Source organism: Streptococcus sp. Marseille-Q8145, assembly GCF_965112035.1.
The window spans coordinates 213,215-228,434 of the sequence record NZ_CBCOPQ010000005.1 but is presented as its reverse complement, the minus strand read 5'-3'; the positions used below and the strand labels follow the sequence as shown (position 1 = coordinate 228,434).

At 43.6% G+C, this 15,220-nt stretch carries 17 protein-coding genes; 1 reads left to right on the top strand and 16 read right to left on the bottom strand.

The window, feature by feature from the left end; genetic code table 11:
- The first annotated feature begins 26 nt into the window (after positions 1-26).
- Entirely contained in the window at positions 27-1,586 is a 1,560-nt protein-coding gene (gene guaA / locus ACWPVL_RS10905) for a glutamine-hydrolyzing GMP synthase (protein WP_125379498.1), read from the top strand.
- Between the two features lie 59 nt (positions 1,587-1,645).
- Here the strand turns inward: guaA and ACWPVL_RS10900 are convergent, their stop codons facing one another.
- The 16 genes from ACWPVL_RS10900 to leuB all read right to left on the bottom strand — a co-directional run bounded on the left by ACWPVL_RS10900 (position 1,646) and on the right by leuB (position 15,213).
- Entirely contained in the window at positions 1,646-2,626 is a 981-nt protein-coding gene (locus ACWPVL_RS10900; RefSeq protein ID WP_454388919.1) for a DUF1002 domain-containing protein, read from the bottom strand.
- A gap of 169 nt (positions 2,627-2,795) precedes the next feature.
- Positions 2,796-3,647 (bottom strand): alpha/beta hydrolase, encoded by an 852-nt coding sequence (locus tag ACWPVL_RS10895; RefSeq protein ID WP_454388917.1) that lies wholly within the window; start codon positions 3,645-3,647, stop codon positions 2,796-2,798.
- A 180-nt stretch (positions 3,648-3,827) separates the two neighbouring features.
- Entirely contained in the window at positions 3,828-4,409 is a 582-nt protein-coding gene (locus ACWPVL_RS10890; RefSeq protein WP_454388915.1) for a GrpB family protein, read from the bottom strand.
- Positions 4,410-4,483: 74 nt separating this feature from the next.
- The gene (locus ACWPVL_RS10885) at positions 4,484-5,221 is read right to left on the bottom strand and encodes a DUF3307 domain-containing protein (RefSeq protein WP_454388913.1); all 738 of its coding nucleotides are present in this window, start codon (positions 5,219-5,221) and stop codon (positions 4,484-4,486) included.
- Positions 5,218-5,883, bottom strand: a complete 666-nt coding sequence (locus tag ACWPVL_RS10880) for a SatD family protein (RefSeq protein WP_454388911.1) — start codon at positions 5,881-5,883, stop codon at positions 5,218-5,220. Before ACWPVL_RS10880 ends, ACWPVL_RS10885 begins: the two co-directional genes overlap by 4 nt.
- A 96-nt stretch (positions 5,884-5,979) precedes the next feature.
- A complete protein-coding gene (locus ACWPVL_RS10875) occupies positions 5,980-6,297 on the bottom strand; it encodes a TfoX/Sxy family protein (RefSeq protein ID WP_454388909.1) in 318 nt (105 codons plus the stop codon).
- Between the two features lie 137 nt (positions 6,298-6,434).
- Positions 6,435-7,955 carry an ABC transporter permease/substrate-binding protein gene (locus tag ACWPVL_RS10870; RefSeq protein ID WP_454388907.1) on the bottom strand — a complete coding sequence of 507 codons (1,521 nt, stop codon included), beginning with the start codon at positions 7,953-7,955 and terminating at the stop codon, positions 6,435-6,437.
- Positions 7,948-8,676: an ABC transporter ATP-binding protein gene (locus tag ACWPVL_RS10865; protein ID WP_454388905.1), complete on the bottom strand. Its 729-nt coding sequence runs from the start codon at positions 8,674-8,676 to the stop codon at positions 7,948-7,950. Before ACWPVL_RS10865 ends, ACWPVL_RS10870 begins: the two co-directional genes overlap by 8 nt.
- Complete coding sequence (locus ACWPVL_RS10860) at positions 8,673-9,635, bottom strand: zinc-binding dehydrogenase (protein ID WP_454388903.1); 963 nt, start codon at positions 9,633-9,635, stop codon at positions 8,673-8,675. The genes ACWPVL_RS10865 and ACWPVL_RS10860 overlap by 4 nt, the downstream gene beginning before the upstream one ends.
- 14 nt (positions 9,636-9,649) lie before the next feature.
- Positions 9,650-10,414 (bottom strand): nuclear transport factor 2 family protein, encoded by a 765-nt coding sequence (locus ACWPVL_RS10855; RefSeq protein ID WP_454388901.1) that lies wholly within the window; start codon positions 10,412-10,414, stop codon positions 9,650-9,652.
- A 3-nt stretch (positions 10,415-10,417) separates the two neighbouring features.
- Positions 10,418-10,861 (bottom strand): MarR family winged helix-turn-helix transcriptional regulator, encoded by a 444-nt coding sequence (locus ACWPVL_RS10850; RefSeq protein WP_454388899.1) that lies wholly within the window; start codon positions 10,859-10,861, stop codon positions 10,418-10,420.
- Between the two features lie 188 nt (positions 10,862-11,049).
- Positions 11,050-11,829, bottom strand: coding sequence for an L-threonylcarbamoyladenylate synthase (locus ACWPVL_RS10845; protein WP_454388897.1), 780 nt, complete (start codon positions 11,827-11,829; stop codon positions 11,050-11,052).
- Between the two features lie 99 nt (positions 11,830-11,928).
- Positions 11,929-12,519: a 3-isopropylmalate dehydratase small subunit gene (gene leuD / locus ACWPVL_RS10840; RefSeq protein WP_454388895.1), complete on the bottom strand. Its 591-nt coding sequence runs from the start codon at positions 12,517-12,519 to the stop codon at positions 11,929-11,931.
- Between the two features lie 9 nt (positions 12,520-12,528).
- On the bottom strand, positions 12,529-13,911 hold the full coding sequence (gene leuC / locus ACWPVL_RS10835) for a 3-isopropylmalate dehydratase large subunit (RefSeq protein ID WP_454388893.1): 1,383 nt from the start codon (positions 13,909-13,911) through the stop codon (positions 12,529-12,531).
- A gap of 1 nt (position 13,912) precedes the next feature.
- Complete coding sequence (locus ACWPVL_RS10830) at positions 13,913-14,179, bottom strand: DUF1294 domain-containing protein (RefSeq protein ID WP_454388891.1); 267 nt, start codon at positions 14,177-14,179, stop codon at positions 13,913-13,915.
- Positions 14,176-15,213 (bottom strand): 3-isopropylmalate dehydrogenase, encoded by a 1,038-nt coding sequence (leuB, locus tag ACWPVL_RS10825; protein WP_454388889.1) that lies wholly within the window; start codon positions 15,211-15,213, stop codon positions 14,176-14,178. The genes ACWPVL_RS10830 and leuB overlap by 4 nt, the downstream gene beginning before the upstream one ends.
- Positions 15,214-15,220 lie beyond the last annotated feature (7 nt).

Below are 15,220 nucleotides of genomic sequence, written 5' to 3'. Positions count from 1 at the left end.
ATTACTTCTTTTAAGAAAGGGAAAAGATGACAACTACAACTGAATTGCAAGATGTTGAAAAAATCATCGTGCTTGATTACGGCAGCCAGTACAACCAGCTGATTTCGCGTCGTATCCGTGAAATTGGTGTATTTTCTGAACTTAAGAGCCACAAGATCACAGCGGATGAAGTCCGTGCTATCCGTCCTGTTGGGATTATCCTTTCAGGTGGACCTAACTCAGTTTATGAAGAAGGTTCATTTGATATTGACCCAGAGATTTTTGAGTTGGGGATTCCAATTTTAGGAATTTGCTACGGTATGCAGCTTTTGACTCATAAATTAGGCGGGAAAGTATTGCCAGCAGGTGATGCCGGCAATCGTGAATATGGTCAATCCAAGCTGACTCGTACTACTTCTCCTCTTTTTGAAGGCACACCGGATGAGCAGCTTGTCCTGATGAGCCACGGTGATGCGGTAACAGAGATTCCTGCAGACTTTGTCCGCACTGGTACATCTGCTGACTGTCCTTTTGCATCTATTGAAAATCCTGACAAGAAAATCTACGGAATCCAGTTCCACCCTGAGGTTCGTCATTCTGAGTACGGTTACGATATTCTGCGCAATTTTGCTCTCAATATCTGTGGCGCTAAGGGCGACTGGTCTATGGATAACTTCATCGATATGCAGATTCAAAAAATCCGTGAAACAGTCGGTGACAAACGTGTCCTGCTCGGCCTATCAGGTGGTGTTGACTCTTCTGTTGTAGGTGTCCTCTTGCAGAAAGCTATCGGCGATCAATTGATCTGTATCTTTGTAGATCACGGTCTTTTGCGTAAAGGCGAAGCTGATCAAGTTATGGAGATGCTGGGTGGCAAGTTTGGTCTTAATATCGTTAAAGCGGACGCAGCGAAGCGTTTCCTTGATAAACTAGCCGGTGTCTCAGATCCAGAGCAAAAACGTAAAATCATCGGAAACGAGTTTGTCTACGTCTTTGACGATGAAGCCAGCAAACTGAAAGATGTGAAATTCTTGGCTCAGGGTACACTTTATACTGACGTTATCGAATCTGGTACTGACACTGCTCAAACTATCAAGTCTCACCACAATGTTGGTGGTCTGCCAGAAGATATGCAGTTTGAGCTGATTGAACCTTTAAATACACTTTACAAGGATGAAGTGCGCGCTTTGGGTACAGAGCTTGGTATGCCTGATGAAATTGTCTGGCGTCAGCCATTCCCAGGTCCTGGCCTTGCTATCCGTGTCATGGGTGAAATCACAGAGGAAAAATTGGAAACTGTCCGCGAATCTGACGCTATTCTCCGTGAAGAAATCGCCAAAGCTGGTCTTGACCGCGACATCTGGCAGTACTTCACTGTCAACACTGGCGTTCGCTCAGTCGGTGTTATGGGCGACGGTCGGACTTACGACTACACAATTGCCATTCGCGCTATCACCTCTATTGATGGGATGACAGCTGACTTTGCCAAGATTCCTTGGGATGTTCTGCAAAAAATCTCTGTTCGTATCGTCAATGAAGTTGATCATGTTAACCGTATCGTCTACGATATTACCAGCAAACCACCTGCAACCGTTGAGTGGGAATGAAAATATGCAAAAACCAGCTAAATTTTAGCTGGTTTTTAGTTGCAATTTTTTAGACAGTCTTATTGACCTAGCAGTCCCTTAAAGAAATTGACGATTGCATTCCAGATATTGCTGAAGAAATTACCGCCATCTTCAAGAAGTCCGTTTGCATCAAAGTTAAGGTTGATATTATTGAAGGTATCACCAGCCTTTGAAACAATACTGTTTTTCAAGTCGGTGAGAGTTTTTGTGAAATCAGAATTTGTGATGACTCCGCTGTTTGAAAGATTGACAGCAAAGTTAATAATCAGATTGATTTGGTCAGCTGTGACGGAACTGCTGAGACCGTAGTTTTTCAATGTTTCTTCAACAATTTTACGGACATCAGCTTCTGTCAAATTGTTGTTATTCTTTTTAGCATTGGCAACAGCTGTTTTAATATCTGTCAGGGCCACATTCAGCTTATCAGCATCGTAACCTTCCTTGCCCTGGTTCTCAGCATTGATATTTGAAAGTGCGGATAATTCTTCCTGAGCCAGATCTTTATTTTCCTGAGGAACGCTCGCTCCATTTTCCTCCAGCGAGTAATAAATACCAGCTAGGGCGCTTTCCCCAGTTACAGGGATAGGTGCTGCTACTGTGATTTCTGCATGCTGTACACCCAAGGTGACTGCCGCATTGCGATACATATCCTCTGTAACCTTGGTGATGTTTTGTGGCGTGACAATCTTGACTTGAAGCGGCTTCTTGTTACCCAACTTCTTGATTTTAACAGAAGAATATAGCTGCAAACTAGGATCATTTGCCACATTCATAATCTTTGAATAGACATCAGGTGTCATTGTTTTCAAAGGTTTAGAATCACTCGATGCATTGTAGCCTAAGAGCTGAAGCGTTTGCTCTTTTTGACTGTCATCCAAGGAATAACCCAAGACATACTCAGGCTGAACATAGGTTTCGTCAATGACTTTTTGGACATTCGTATCAGCAGTTGCTGTGGATACGGTAAAGAGTGTAGCTAGAAAAGCTCCTGCCGTTAGTAATGTTTTCTTAAATTTCATTTAACTCCTCAATCTATCTCTAAACAATAAGTTTTTAGAGAAGCTTCGATTATAATCAGCGGATTGCGCTGTCACATTAAATTAGGAAAGGAAAACTTTCCATAGGACAAAATAGTATAAAATGCTTAAAGTTTTCTTATAGACAAAGAATAGCCTGCAATTCTTAAAATCATTTGCCCCAAAGAAAATCAATCAATAATCTATCTACTTCTGGATTTTCATGCAGCTGGCTATGCTGAGCCAGAGGGCCAGTCACTCGTTTTTCCTGATAGGACTTGGCATTGTCAATTACAAGATACTTGAGACTGCGAGAAGAAACGTTTAAGACGGAACCATCTGATTGATTTTTAAAATCTCCATAGATATTAAGCACATCCACTTGATCTTGCGGATAAATTTCTCGCAAGCCCAGAAGTTTTTGATAGCTATCACTCATGGCGCTAGGTTGCCCCAATTGGGAATCTAGAATGGTCAAATTAGCCGGCAAATCCATGCCCTCCAAACCATTGACATGATTGGCGATATTTACCTGCTTTTGTAACTTTGGAAGTTCTTCATTTTGAGCATGCTCCAATAGGTAAAATAAAATAGACATATTTCCCATAGAATGTGCAACAAAATTCATCTTTTTAAAACCATATCTTGATTGCAACTCTCTAACAACTGCTGCTGCGTATTCTCCGTCCTGAGCATAATTGGCATTTCGATTGTCTTTGAATTCAACCATGACAATTGGATTAACGGCATCTTTCGGAATATCTCCTTTAAGAGTTACTTGAGCGTGACGATCAACTGTAGCAGTGACAATTGTTTGAGTAACTCCAGCTTGTCGGGCTGCCTCTACCATATGCTTTTCAGCATTGGCGCTTGATCCATAACCATGGAAAAATAAGGTCGGAGTCCTTGACTGAATATAGTCACTACTATTTAACTCTCTTGTTTGCAGCTTGGACACTAGAAATAAAGTGACAAGAGCAATAAACAGAAAAGTTGAGAGTGCTATGATAAACCGTTTACTCATTTTCCACCTCCTATCTTGTATGGATCGTATTATAACATTTCTAATAGCCTTAAACAACTAAAGAAGACGATGTTCTATTTAAAAAGAATTAACGAGAATTTAATATGTATTAAATCGTATTGAGTTTGTTTTTATTCGTATTAACTTGGATAGATAATCATCGCACCAAGAACTACCATGCTATTCAATTTTATCGTCATACCTTCTCTTATAAAGCTTTTGGGCTTTTTGCGTGTACTGCCTGATGAAATCAGTTTTAGCTTCTGTATAGGAATTACGATTGTGTTCGTACTTTTTCCATAAGATTAATTTTAACTCCTCGTAGTCCTTAGCGACATCTGGATGATCTTTCAGATAGTCTCGGAAATAGAGTTCATCATTGTCTCCGTAGTAGCGCAGATGCAGGTGAAAAATGCTCTCCGCAAAACCTTGCAGTGTATAACCCTTGTTAAAAGTCATTCGGCCTTCTGACTCTGACATAAGCAGGTAGCCATGCTCCAGCAATTCTCTCTTGATGCTCCCCATATCTTCACTTCGAGGAATTTCTAAAAGAATGTCAATAATCGGCTTAGCCCATATCCCCTCAATAGATGTGGAGCCAATATGATGCAATTTATACAACTGATTTTCTGGCAAAAAACTTTGTATTCTTCTGCTTTCCTCCTTATACCAAGCTGCCCAGTTCTTATTGTGCTCCTCTAAGAAAATCGGGAACAACTGCCATAATTCTTCTAAAGACATATCTTCTAGGACTTTTGCCATGTGACTTCTCCTTACCTTGTATCAAATGAGAATTAGAGTAAAGACTGGGAATCCTATCCCAGCCTCAGTTTTTATTACCAATAAAGCAAGCCATAAGTCAGTAAAACGCTGATCATGCTAAATAGTGAGCCAATCAAATAGTATTCTGCAAAGGATTGGCTTTCAGAAATTTTATTATAGCGAGCGATAGACTTAGCCGTAAAGACTAGCCCAATGGCAGTAAACTGCCCGAAAATAAGGGAAAGTCCCATAATCAAGCGCTCCAAAATCCCAATCATGGCACCAGCTCCTGCGATAGTCTCTCCGCTGTCTTCTCCTGCCTGATACTTGCTGAAGAAGAGTTTAAAGAGGATATTGACCGGCTTACCAGTAAGGGCGAAGAAAAAGAGAGCCTGCAACATGAGATAACGTTCAGACAGCCAATTAGGAGCTGGAATGTGCTGCTGTCCTAAGAGAAAATAAAGAGTAAAAATGCTCATCAGATGCAAGACCTGATCCAGTATAAAGGCAAACTTTTGAGCATGATGCCGGACAATCGATGAATTCAGCTTATACTTCAAGAGGTCAATAAGCGCATGACTGAACCAGACCAAGGCAAAATATAGCAGATAATTAGGTAAGATGAGCCCCAAGAGCAACAAAGGCAAGAGAACAATTCCCAAGTGGAGAATCAAAAAATTCAACCGCCGGCTTTTTAGGTCGGCCATTTTCTGACTTTGAAGCTGAAAATCAGCTAGCACATGGGCCAGCAAAGTCAATACAAGAATCGGATTCTGCATGAAAAATTCTGAAAATCCCATAAAATTTGTCATTCTTCAGCCTCCTTTGCTGCCTGTAAAATCATTTTCATAGCTAAACGGCGATTTCTTAGATAAACCTTTAAACCAGACGACTTGAGCCGCTTACTAAGCGCACTGGGACTAATCTGCAGAAGCTCTGCTATTTCCCCGTGAGAAAAATTCTCATCATAGATGTATTCTGTGAGCATCCGCTCGAGAACCTCTCTCTGACTGCTATTCCACTTACTCTGGATAAATGAAGTAGCTGCCAGCACCGTATTGACCGCCTGACTGAGCTCTTCATCTCCCAAGGATACAGCTATACGGCTGCTGCCGTAGTCGTTCTTCTCGTGAATAGCCTCAATGGCTGCGCGTGCCCTCCAGTAGGCCGGACCGTCGGCACCAATACTCTGCTCCCGATTGATATCCGTCACAATCTCCCCCAGGCCAAGCCCGAAGCGAATCGGATGAGGAAAGCCCAAGGCAATCTGATCAAGGAGCTGCATGATCTCAGGATTAGGCCGCAGCAAAGCCTGAAACTCGTCTCCAGTCGTTACTGTAAAAGGCGACACCAGATAATCTCGATAATCCTGATTTAGCACCGCCATCAATTCCTGCAACTCTTGCTGCGCCTGCTTGCGGTTTTTTAGCTGTTTGGACTCAATCAAATCTCCAATAAGAGCAATATAAAGCATAGCTGACCAAACCTCCTTTAAGTCCATTATAAAGGAAAATTCTTAAAATGTCTATTACAACGGAAAATTTTAGAAATATCCATTAGAACGGAAAGACTATTTTTTCTTTTTAGGTGCTGGCAAGGCAGGATAGGCAGCTTCAATCAGATTACAGAGAAAGGCAGCATCTTCTACTTCTTCTATATGAAGCATTGGCTTTGCACCTGGATAAGGGAGTTCATAGACTGGATTCTCTAAGAGAGTCAGAGCAGGCTGGACTGGCTTGAGCAGCAGGCGATTGTCATAAATCCCGCCGAATAAGCGGCCTTGATAATAGAGCAAATATTCCCCCATCATCTTACGAAAGCTGATTTCTTGACCTAAGCCCTGCAGCTGCTTCAGGATAAAATCTAAATATTCTTGACTAGATGCCATTGGAACACCTCCATGAATTGTTACTTTATTATACCAAAAATGGATGAAGATTGCTGATGTATCTTCTTCAATCCGTAGTCTGTCTATCCTCGGGTAAGCAAAAAAGCTAGACCTAACAAGTCTAACTCTTTTACTTCTTATTTTTTTAAAAGTCCTTCCTTGACCAGAAAGTCACGCGCAACGTCTTCGGCCTTTTTACCTTCAATGCCAACTTGATAATTCATCTGGCTCATCTGGCTTTCCGTAATTTTACCAGCCAGCTTATTGAGAACACCTTCCAATTCTGGATGTTTTTCTAACAATTCAGCCTTCATGAGAGGTGCCCCTTGATAAGGAGGGAAAAGATGTTTATCGTCTTCTAAAATCTGAAGTTGATAGCGCTCAATTTCAGGATCAGTCGAGTAGACTTCCATAATCTGAATATCACCTGATTTAATCGCATCATAGCGAAGGGCTGGCTCCATAGTTGATACATTGAGATTCAGTCCATAGACCGACTGAAGCCCCTTATTCCCATCTTCACGGTCGTTAAATTCTAGGGTAAAACCTGCTTTAAGCTTGTCTTGGACTGCTTTAAGATCAGAGATGGTTTTAAGATTGTATTCTTTAGCAACACTCTTAGGCACTGCAATCGCATAGGTATTTTGATAAGCCATGTGATTGAGCAAGACTAGATTGTCCTGTTTCTTAATGCCATCGCGTGCTGCTTCAAAAACTTCTTCAGCATCATTGCTGACCTTTGGAGCAGGCTGCAAGAGAGTTCCAGTAATCGTACCGGTAAACTCAGGATAGATATCAATATCACCTTTTTTCAGTGCTTGATAAAGGAAGTCAGTCTTCCCAAAATTAGGTTTGACTGTCACAGTCATATCCGTATTTTCCTCGATGAGAAGCTTGTACATATTCATAAGAATTTCTGGCTCAGGACCTAATTTCCCAGCAATAACCAGATGATCCTTGCTTTGTTTTGGTAGCAAGCTTGGCGTGTAAGAAGCGCCTAGTCCGAGGATTAAGACCGCAAAAGCTGTAAATACCGTCCGAAGATTAGCCTTTTCCATCCATTTAAGGAGACTGTTGAAAAGAATAGCCAAAACTGCGGATGAAATTGCTCCAATCAAGATCAGACTGGCATTGCGACGATCAATTCCAAGAAGGATAAAGGAACCTAGTCCGCCAGCTCCAACAAGGGCTGCTAGAGTTGATGTTCCGATAATCATTACCGTTGCCGTCCGAATTCCTGATACGATGACGGGCATAGCTAGAGGCAGTTCAAACTTTTTGAGTCGCTCCCACTTGGTCATCCCAAAGGCGACTCCAGCTTCTTCTAAACTAGGATCAATCCCATTCAAAGCCGTGACAGTATTTTCTAAAATCGGAAAAATAGCGTAAATCACCAGAGCAGTCAGTGCTGGCAGTGTACCAATCCCCATAAGAGGGATAAAGAGTCCCAGCAAGGCCATTGAAGGAATGGTTTGAAAGATTCCCGCAATTTGCAGCACCCAATTGGCTACTTTTTTATGACTATTGAGATAAATAGCGAGTGGAATGGTCAGGAAGATGGCCACTAGTAAGGTCAGAAGAGACAGCTGGAGGTGTTGCCCTAAGGCTGCCAACCATTCGCCAAAGCGCTCCTGAAAGGTAGAAAACAAATTAGCCATGTTGAACACCTCCAAACAAATCTGCTACGAAGCTGGTTGCAGGTGCAGATAAGATTTCCTCAGGTGTCGCCACTTGACGAATCTCCCCATCCTGCAGAACAGCAATCCGATTCCCCAATTTCAAGGCCTCATCCGTATCATGGGTCACAAAGATTGTCGTCATCCCAAACTGGTCATGGATACTCTTGGTTAAGCTCTGCAATTGCTTACGCGAGATAGCATCAAGAGCAGAAAAAGGCTCGTCCATCAGCAGGATTTTGGGTTGGGCAATAATGGCACGGACAATGCCCACCCGCTGCTGTTCTCCACCAGATAGCTCGCTCGGCATACGCTGAGCATAGTCTTCAGCAGGCAAGCCTACCAGCTCTAGCAATTCATCGGTCTTCTGCTCAATATCTGACTTGCTCCATCCTTTCATTTCAGGAATGAGAGCAATATTTTCAGCCACAGTTAGGTTTGGAAAGAGGGCAATCGCCTGTAAGACATATCCTGTAGAAAGGCGCAGATCACGCTCATCATAGTCTTTGATGCGCTTGCCATCCATGTAAACATCGCCATCTGTGGGTTCCAAGAGGCGGTTGATCATCTTGAGCATGGTTGTCTTACCTGACCCAGAAGGCCCAACTAAAACCATGAACTCTCCGTTCTCAATCCTTAAATTAACATTTCTCAAGACATTTTTTTCTGTATAGCGTAGCGCTACATTTTTATATTCAATCATTTCTTCTCCTTATTTATTACGATAACCTTGCCAAAAGACTGGCTACTTTCCAGATAAGCATGCGCATCCTGGATTTGTTCAATAGAAAATACTTTTTCAGGTCGTACATCTACCCGATAACGCTCCACAAAGTCCAACAAAGCTTGAAGCTTGTCTTGAGACACATTACCAGAAGCAAAGGTTGTCAAGTAGAGATTGCGGTAAAGCATTTCAATAGGGTCAAAATCTGGAATAGTCCATTGACCGCCCAGCAAGCCACAAGAGCAGATGATACCACCATCTGCCGTCCGAGCAAATGTATCAAGAATGGCACTCGGACCGACAAGATCCAAGACCTTGTCAAACTGCTCTTCAGTTTGCAAGACGCCATCCTTGTCCAAAATCACCTGGTCAAATCCTACTTCTTTTAGCTGTTCTTCCTTAGCTAGACTACGGCTACTTCCCGCTAAATAGACATTTGGAAATTGCCCTTTGAGAAGCTTTGCAAAAGCAATCCCAACACCACTAGTCGCCGCCCGAACCAGAACTCGGTCTCCCTCCTCAATCTTGAGATTGAGATAAGAGCCAAATGCCGTGTAGTAGGTTTCAGGCAGAGCGATTAAACTTTCCAAAGCAAGCTTTGTCCTCACAGGATAAACCTGTTCATCTGGTAGCAAAACATACTCAGCATAACCACCATCAAAAGTACGCCCCATTTCTCCCATGATGGAGATGACTTGCTGCCCGACCTGCAAATCGGGACGATTGGTCTCCTCTACAAGTCCCACACATTCAATCCCTAAAATCCGTGGGAATTGAACGGACGGCGATAGTCCTTGACGAGTAAAAATCTCACTATGGTTGATTCCAAATCCTTGTACTTTGACCAAGGTCCAACCTTCTTTAACAGTAGGTTTTGGAACTTCCACAACCTGCAGAACTTCTGGTCCTCCAGCTTCCTTAACAAGCACAGCTTTCATCTTAGTATCTCCTTTTAAAACTTCCCTCGGTTGGTCAAGTCTTCTACCTTAGGCATGACTTCTTTATTGTCCCAATGCTCCACAATCAAGCCATTCTCCAAACGGAAGATGTCATACTGGGCATAGGCCACACCATCGATCTGAGTCTGACCATAGCTAACCACATAGTTTCCTTGTCCCAAAAGCTGGAAAACAAAGTCAAAAGTAACCCCGTGTTCAGCCACATAGTTTTTATAAGCAGCACTTCCTTGGCCAATCTCATGATTATGCTGAATCAAATCTTCTGCCACATAATCACTCCACTGCTCTAGTTCGCCATTTTGGAAAATTTCTGTCAAGAAACGACGAACGATTTTTTTATTTTCTGCTGTCTTATCCAAATCCGTGATTTCAAAATCACCAAAAATCTGATCTAATTGGCCATTTTCTGGAGCGCGATAGTAGTCAATGACATCCCAATGCTCCACGATACGTCCATTCTCATCAGAACGGAAAGTATCTGTCGTCACCCATTGCGCTTCCCCGCCATTGAGATATTGATGGACATGGACAAAGACTAGATTGCCATCCTCAATGGTGCGGACAATTTTCATCTCACGCTCGGGATGACGCTCAAAGAAATTTGCAAAGAAAGCCGCAAACCCTTCTTTCCCATCTGGCACACCTGTCGAGTGTTGGATATAAGTATCCCCTACAGACTGAGCTTGAGCCTCAGCAACACACCCGTCTTGAATGGCACGAATATATAGATTTTGCACATTTTCAACTTGTTTTGACATGATTTATGCCTCATTTGCTTTCTCTTTCAGATTGGCTAAAATGCGTTCCTGATAATTTTCAAACTGGCGAATTTCATCTTCTGAGAAACCTTTGTAAAAAATCGCATCCAACTTTTGACTAACACGATACCCAACTTCTTTCTGAGACCAACCTCGCTCTGTCAACTTGACATATTTTTTTCGCTTGTCTAAACCACACTGACTAAAAGTCACCAAATCTTGCTCTTCCAACTTTTTCAGCATCGTCGTCAGCGTATTATTGGCCAATCCTGTCGCCAGCGCAATATCTGTAGCCGTAGCACATCCTGTCTCACTATTCCATAAAACAGTTAGAATCTTTCCCTGTTCACTCCGATAAAGAGCCTCAGGATCCTGACTCAGTAACTTTTGAAAAATCCGCCTATTCAACAAACGAATATGATGGGCAACTAAATGACTGTCTTTCATGCTCCCTCCAGTTTATTTCTATATCGAATTGTTTTTCATTTATTGTAACACCCGATATTACACTTGTCAAGAATTTTGTTCTATTTAGAAATAATTTTAAACTGAATAAAGATTTTAAACTAAAAACTCCAAACAAAAAACTCAGTGTAAAGAGGAAATCTGCCTCTCGCACTGAGCTTCTTTTTATCTTAGTAATATTCACCCTGACGGTAATCCCATGAGTTAAAGGTATCAGACAGGTGCATCATGATTTTGTCGATGTCCAAGCCTTTCCGGATGACCACTGGTGCTGGTGAGATGGAACGTTGCCCACCTTGTTCTGGAATCAGTTTTCCATCCTTGTCCACCATAGAGACCATAACACCTTGCTCATAGCGAGTTTCGATAGTCTTGTCTGGCTGGATAGAAGCTACATAATCATCTGCTTCAATGACGAGGTCAACAGCGTTTTCGATGCGCTCGCCAATTCCTTCGACCTTGCCGCGGTTTCCTTTACCAGATGGGTTGGCTGAGGAAGCATAAACCATCTTGCCTTCTTCCCAAAGCTTAGCTGCCAGCTGCTCGCCCGCCTTACCAAACTTAATAACAAAACAGCTAGTACCACGAACATCTGTCATCAGCTCTTCCCGACCATCACCATAAGCTTTGAGATTTTCAAAAGCTTCTGGCTTCCATGGAAGGATACATCCCAAGAGGATGTCTTCATCCCAATGCTTTTGATAAAAAGCTTCAATTTCCGGATTTAGCTGCGCCAAAGCACGAAGCTCATCCATACTGCCACAGAGGACAACACCTGGCTTATTACGGTTACGAGCCTTAGCTTCGAACTTACGCTCCAAGCCATCCTTATCGCTGGTCATAATGATGTAACCCACCTTGGTCGGGCAAACGATACATCCGCCATCGCCTTTCAGGATGTCATAACCTTCTTGTGAAAGAGTTCCGTTCCATTGAATGTGTTTTGTCATAAGTTTCTTCCTTTTCTATTAAATTAAGATTTATTTTACCATATATTTTTATCGGAGACAAGATGTTTTCAGAATTTTCTCAATATATCGAAAACAATTTTACTGCCAATAAGATGGACGATTTTTTTCATATTCTGCAATCAAATCCTCATACTGCAGGGTAATACCGATGTCATCCAGACCGTTGAGGAGCTTGTGCTTCCATTCACCATCAATGTCAAAGGAGAATTCTCCCACCGGTGAAAAAATCTTCTGCTGCTCCAAATCCACCGTCACTTCATCCGTCGGCTTCAGATTAGCCAAGGCTTGCCTCACTTCTAGTGGCTGGACGATAGGCAGCATACCGTTATTAAGCTCGTTATTGTAGTGAATATCCCCGAAAGATCCGGCAATGACTACCTTAAAGCCATAGTCAGCCAAGGCCCAGGCAGCGTGCTCCCGAGAGGAACCCGCTCCGAAATTGTCCCCTGTAACCAGAATAGTCGCCTTACGGTACTCCGGTCTATTAAAGACAAAATCAGGATCTTCCGTGTACTGATTGTCCAGATAGCGCCACGCGTACATGAGGTACTTGCCAAAGCCTTTTTTATCAATCAACTTGAGAAACTGCTTGGGCAAAATTTGGTCCGTGTCAATATTATCGTTCATGAGAGAAACTGTTGTCCCCGTGTAGATTGTAAATTTTTCCATAAAACTTCCTTACTGGACCTCCGGTAGCTGACGGACGTCTACAAATCGCCCAGCAATGGCTGCCGCTGCGGCCATAGCAGGACTGCAAAGATGGGTCTTTGCTCCAAATCCCTGCCGATCCTCAAAGTTCCGATTGCTGGTCGAGGCACAGTGAACTCCGTCTGGCACCTTGTCGGGATTCATCCCCAGGCACATAGAACAACCCGGATCGCGCCACTCAAAGCCTGCATCCATGAAAATTTTATCCAGTCCCATCTTTTCAGCAGCCCGCTTGACCGGACGAGAGCCTGGTACGACGATAGCTGTCAGATTGGGAGCAATGTGCTTACCAGCGACAAACTTAGCTGCCAGCTGCAAGTCACTGAGCCTGGCATTGGTACAGGAGCCGATAAAGATATAACCTAGGTCAATATCTTCTGCTTTCTTACCTGGTGAGAGGTCCATGTAATTATAGGCCCGCTCGTCGTTCATGTCACGGATTTCTGGGAAAGCCGCGCCAAACTCTACTCCCATAGAAGGATTGGTCCCCCAAGTCACCATAGGTGCCAACTGGGAAACATCCATCTCAATGACCTTATCATAGACAGCATCGGGATCACTGACCAGAGTCTTCCAATCAGCCACCGCCACCTCAAAGTCCTTGGGAGCGCCCGGCCGCCCTTGAACGTAATCATAAGTCTTCTGGTCGGGATTCATAATGCCCATCTTTGAGCCAAACTCTATGGACATATTGCAGATAGTCATACGCTCTTCCATAGTCAGATGGTCAATGGCATCACCGGCATACTCGACCACATAGCCAACACCCGCAGCTACACCGTATTTGGCAATCAAAGCGAGGATGAAGTCCTTGGAATAAACACCTTTAGGTGGCACTCCGGTAAATTTGACCAGCATTTTCTTGGGTTTGACCTGCCAAATGGTCTGCGTGGCAAAGACGTGCTCCACCTCTGAAGTACCAATTCCAAAAGCAATAGCTCCAAAAGCTCCGTGAGTAGCCGTGTGACTATCGCCACAGACGATAAATTTGCCCGGCTGAGTCTTGCCCGTTTCTGGGCCAACCATATGAACAATCCCCTGCAGTTCTGATCCGTGAGCCGCATGCTCGATGCCAAAATCCTTGACATTCTCAGAAAGTTTATCTATCTGAGCCTTGGAAATCACATCCCGAATATCATAAATATTGACCGTAGGAACATTATGGTCAAAAGTTCCAAAGGTCAAGTCCGGTCGTCTAACCTTGCGACCTGCATCTCGAAGTCCTTGAAAAGCCTGAGGGCTGGTTACTTCATGAATATAATGCTGATCCACATACATAAGCTGGGGTTGACCTTCTTGGCCTGTTATTACGTGTCTTTCCCAAATCTTATCAAAAATTGATTTTCCAGCCATACTAGCTTCTCCATATGTAATACAAAATTCCAATTTCCACTATTATTCCGCCAATCCAAGCCAACCAGAAATACCATTTTCTGGTCTTGTGATGAAAGAGGCGACCGCCTAATAAAGCGCCCAAACCTCCGGCTACCAAAGCTGACAGCAGCAAAGTCTTCTCTGGAATGCGGTAGTGATTTTTCTTAGCCTTTCGCTTATCCCAACCATAAAGCAGGAAAACGATAAGGTTCCATAGCAGGCAAATACCTGTTAATATCCATTTCATAAGTTATTGATAATGGCCTCCGTCATTTGAGCTGTTGTCGCCTGACCGCCAAGATCTCGGGTTAAAATCCCCTGAGCCAAAGTCTTCTCCACTGCTGCTTCAATCGCCTCTGCAGATTCAAGCTCTGCAAAACTATCCCGCAGCATCATGGCTACAGAAAGGATCATACTGATAGGGTTGGCAATGCCTTGCCCTGCAATATCTGGAGCCGAACCATGAATTGGCTCGTAAAGACTTGGTCCAGCAGCTGAATGACTGGCTGATGGCATAACTCCCAGCGTTCCTGACAAGACACTGGACTCGTCGGATAGAATATCTCCGAAGAGATTTTCTGTTACTACAACATCAAACTTAGCAGGATTGGTAATCATGAGCATAGCAGCGCTGTCCACCAGCTGGTGCTCCAAGGTCACATCTGGATAATCCTTGGCCACCTCATCTGCTACTCTGCGCCAGAGTTTGGAGGTCGCTAGCACATTTTGCTTATCAATACTGGTCACGCGCTTTCTGCGACCACGCGCAATGTCAAAGGCCTTACGTACAATCCGCTCTACCTCTTCATAGCTGTAGTCGTTAATATCACGCGCAGATCTGTCCTCCAAAATATGCTCACCAAAGTAAATCCCACCAGTCAGCTCACGCACGACCACGAAATCCACACCAGCAATTCGCTCCGCCTTCAAAGGCGACAAATGCTTAAGAGCATCGAAAATCTTAACCGGACGAATATTAGCATAGAGTTCAAGCTCCTTCCGCAGAGCGAGCAAGCCTTGCTCAGGACGAACTGGAGCATTATCATACTGGGGACTGCCGATAGCTGCTAGGAGAATAACATCCGCCTCCTTGGCCGCTTCTAGAGTTGACTGAGGCAGAGGATGACCTTCCGCATCAATACCAGCACCTCCAAAAGCTTTCTCTGTGACATGATAAATAAAGCCAAACTTGTCCGCAACAGCAGCCAGTACTTGGAGACCTGCTTCCATGATTTCTGGGCCGATACCATCACCCGCCAGAGCTACAATTTCTTTTGTCATAGTCGCT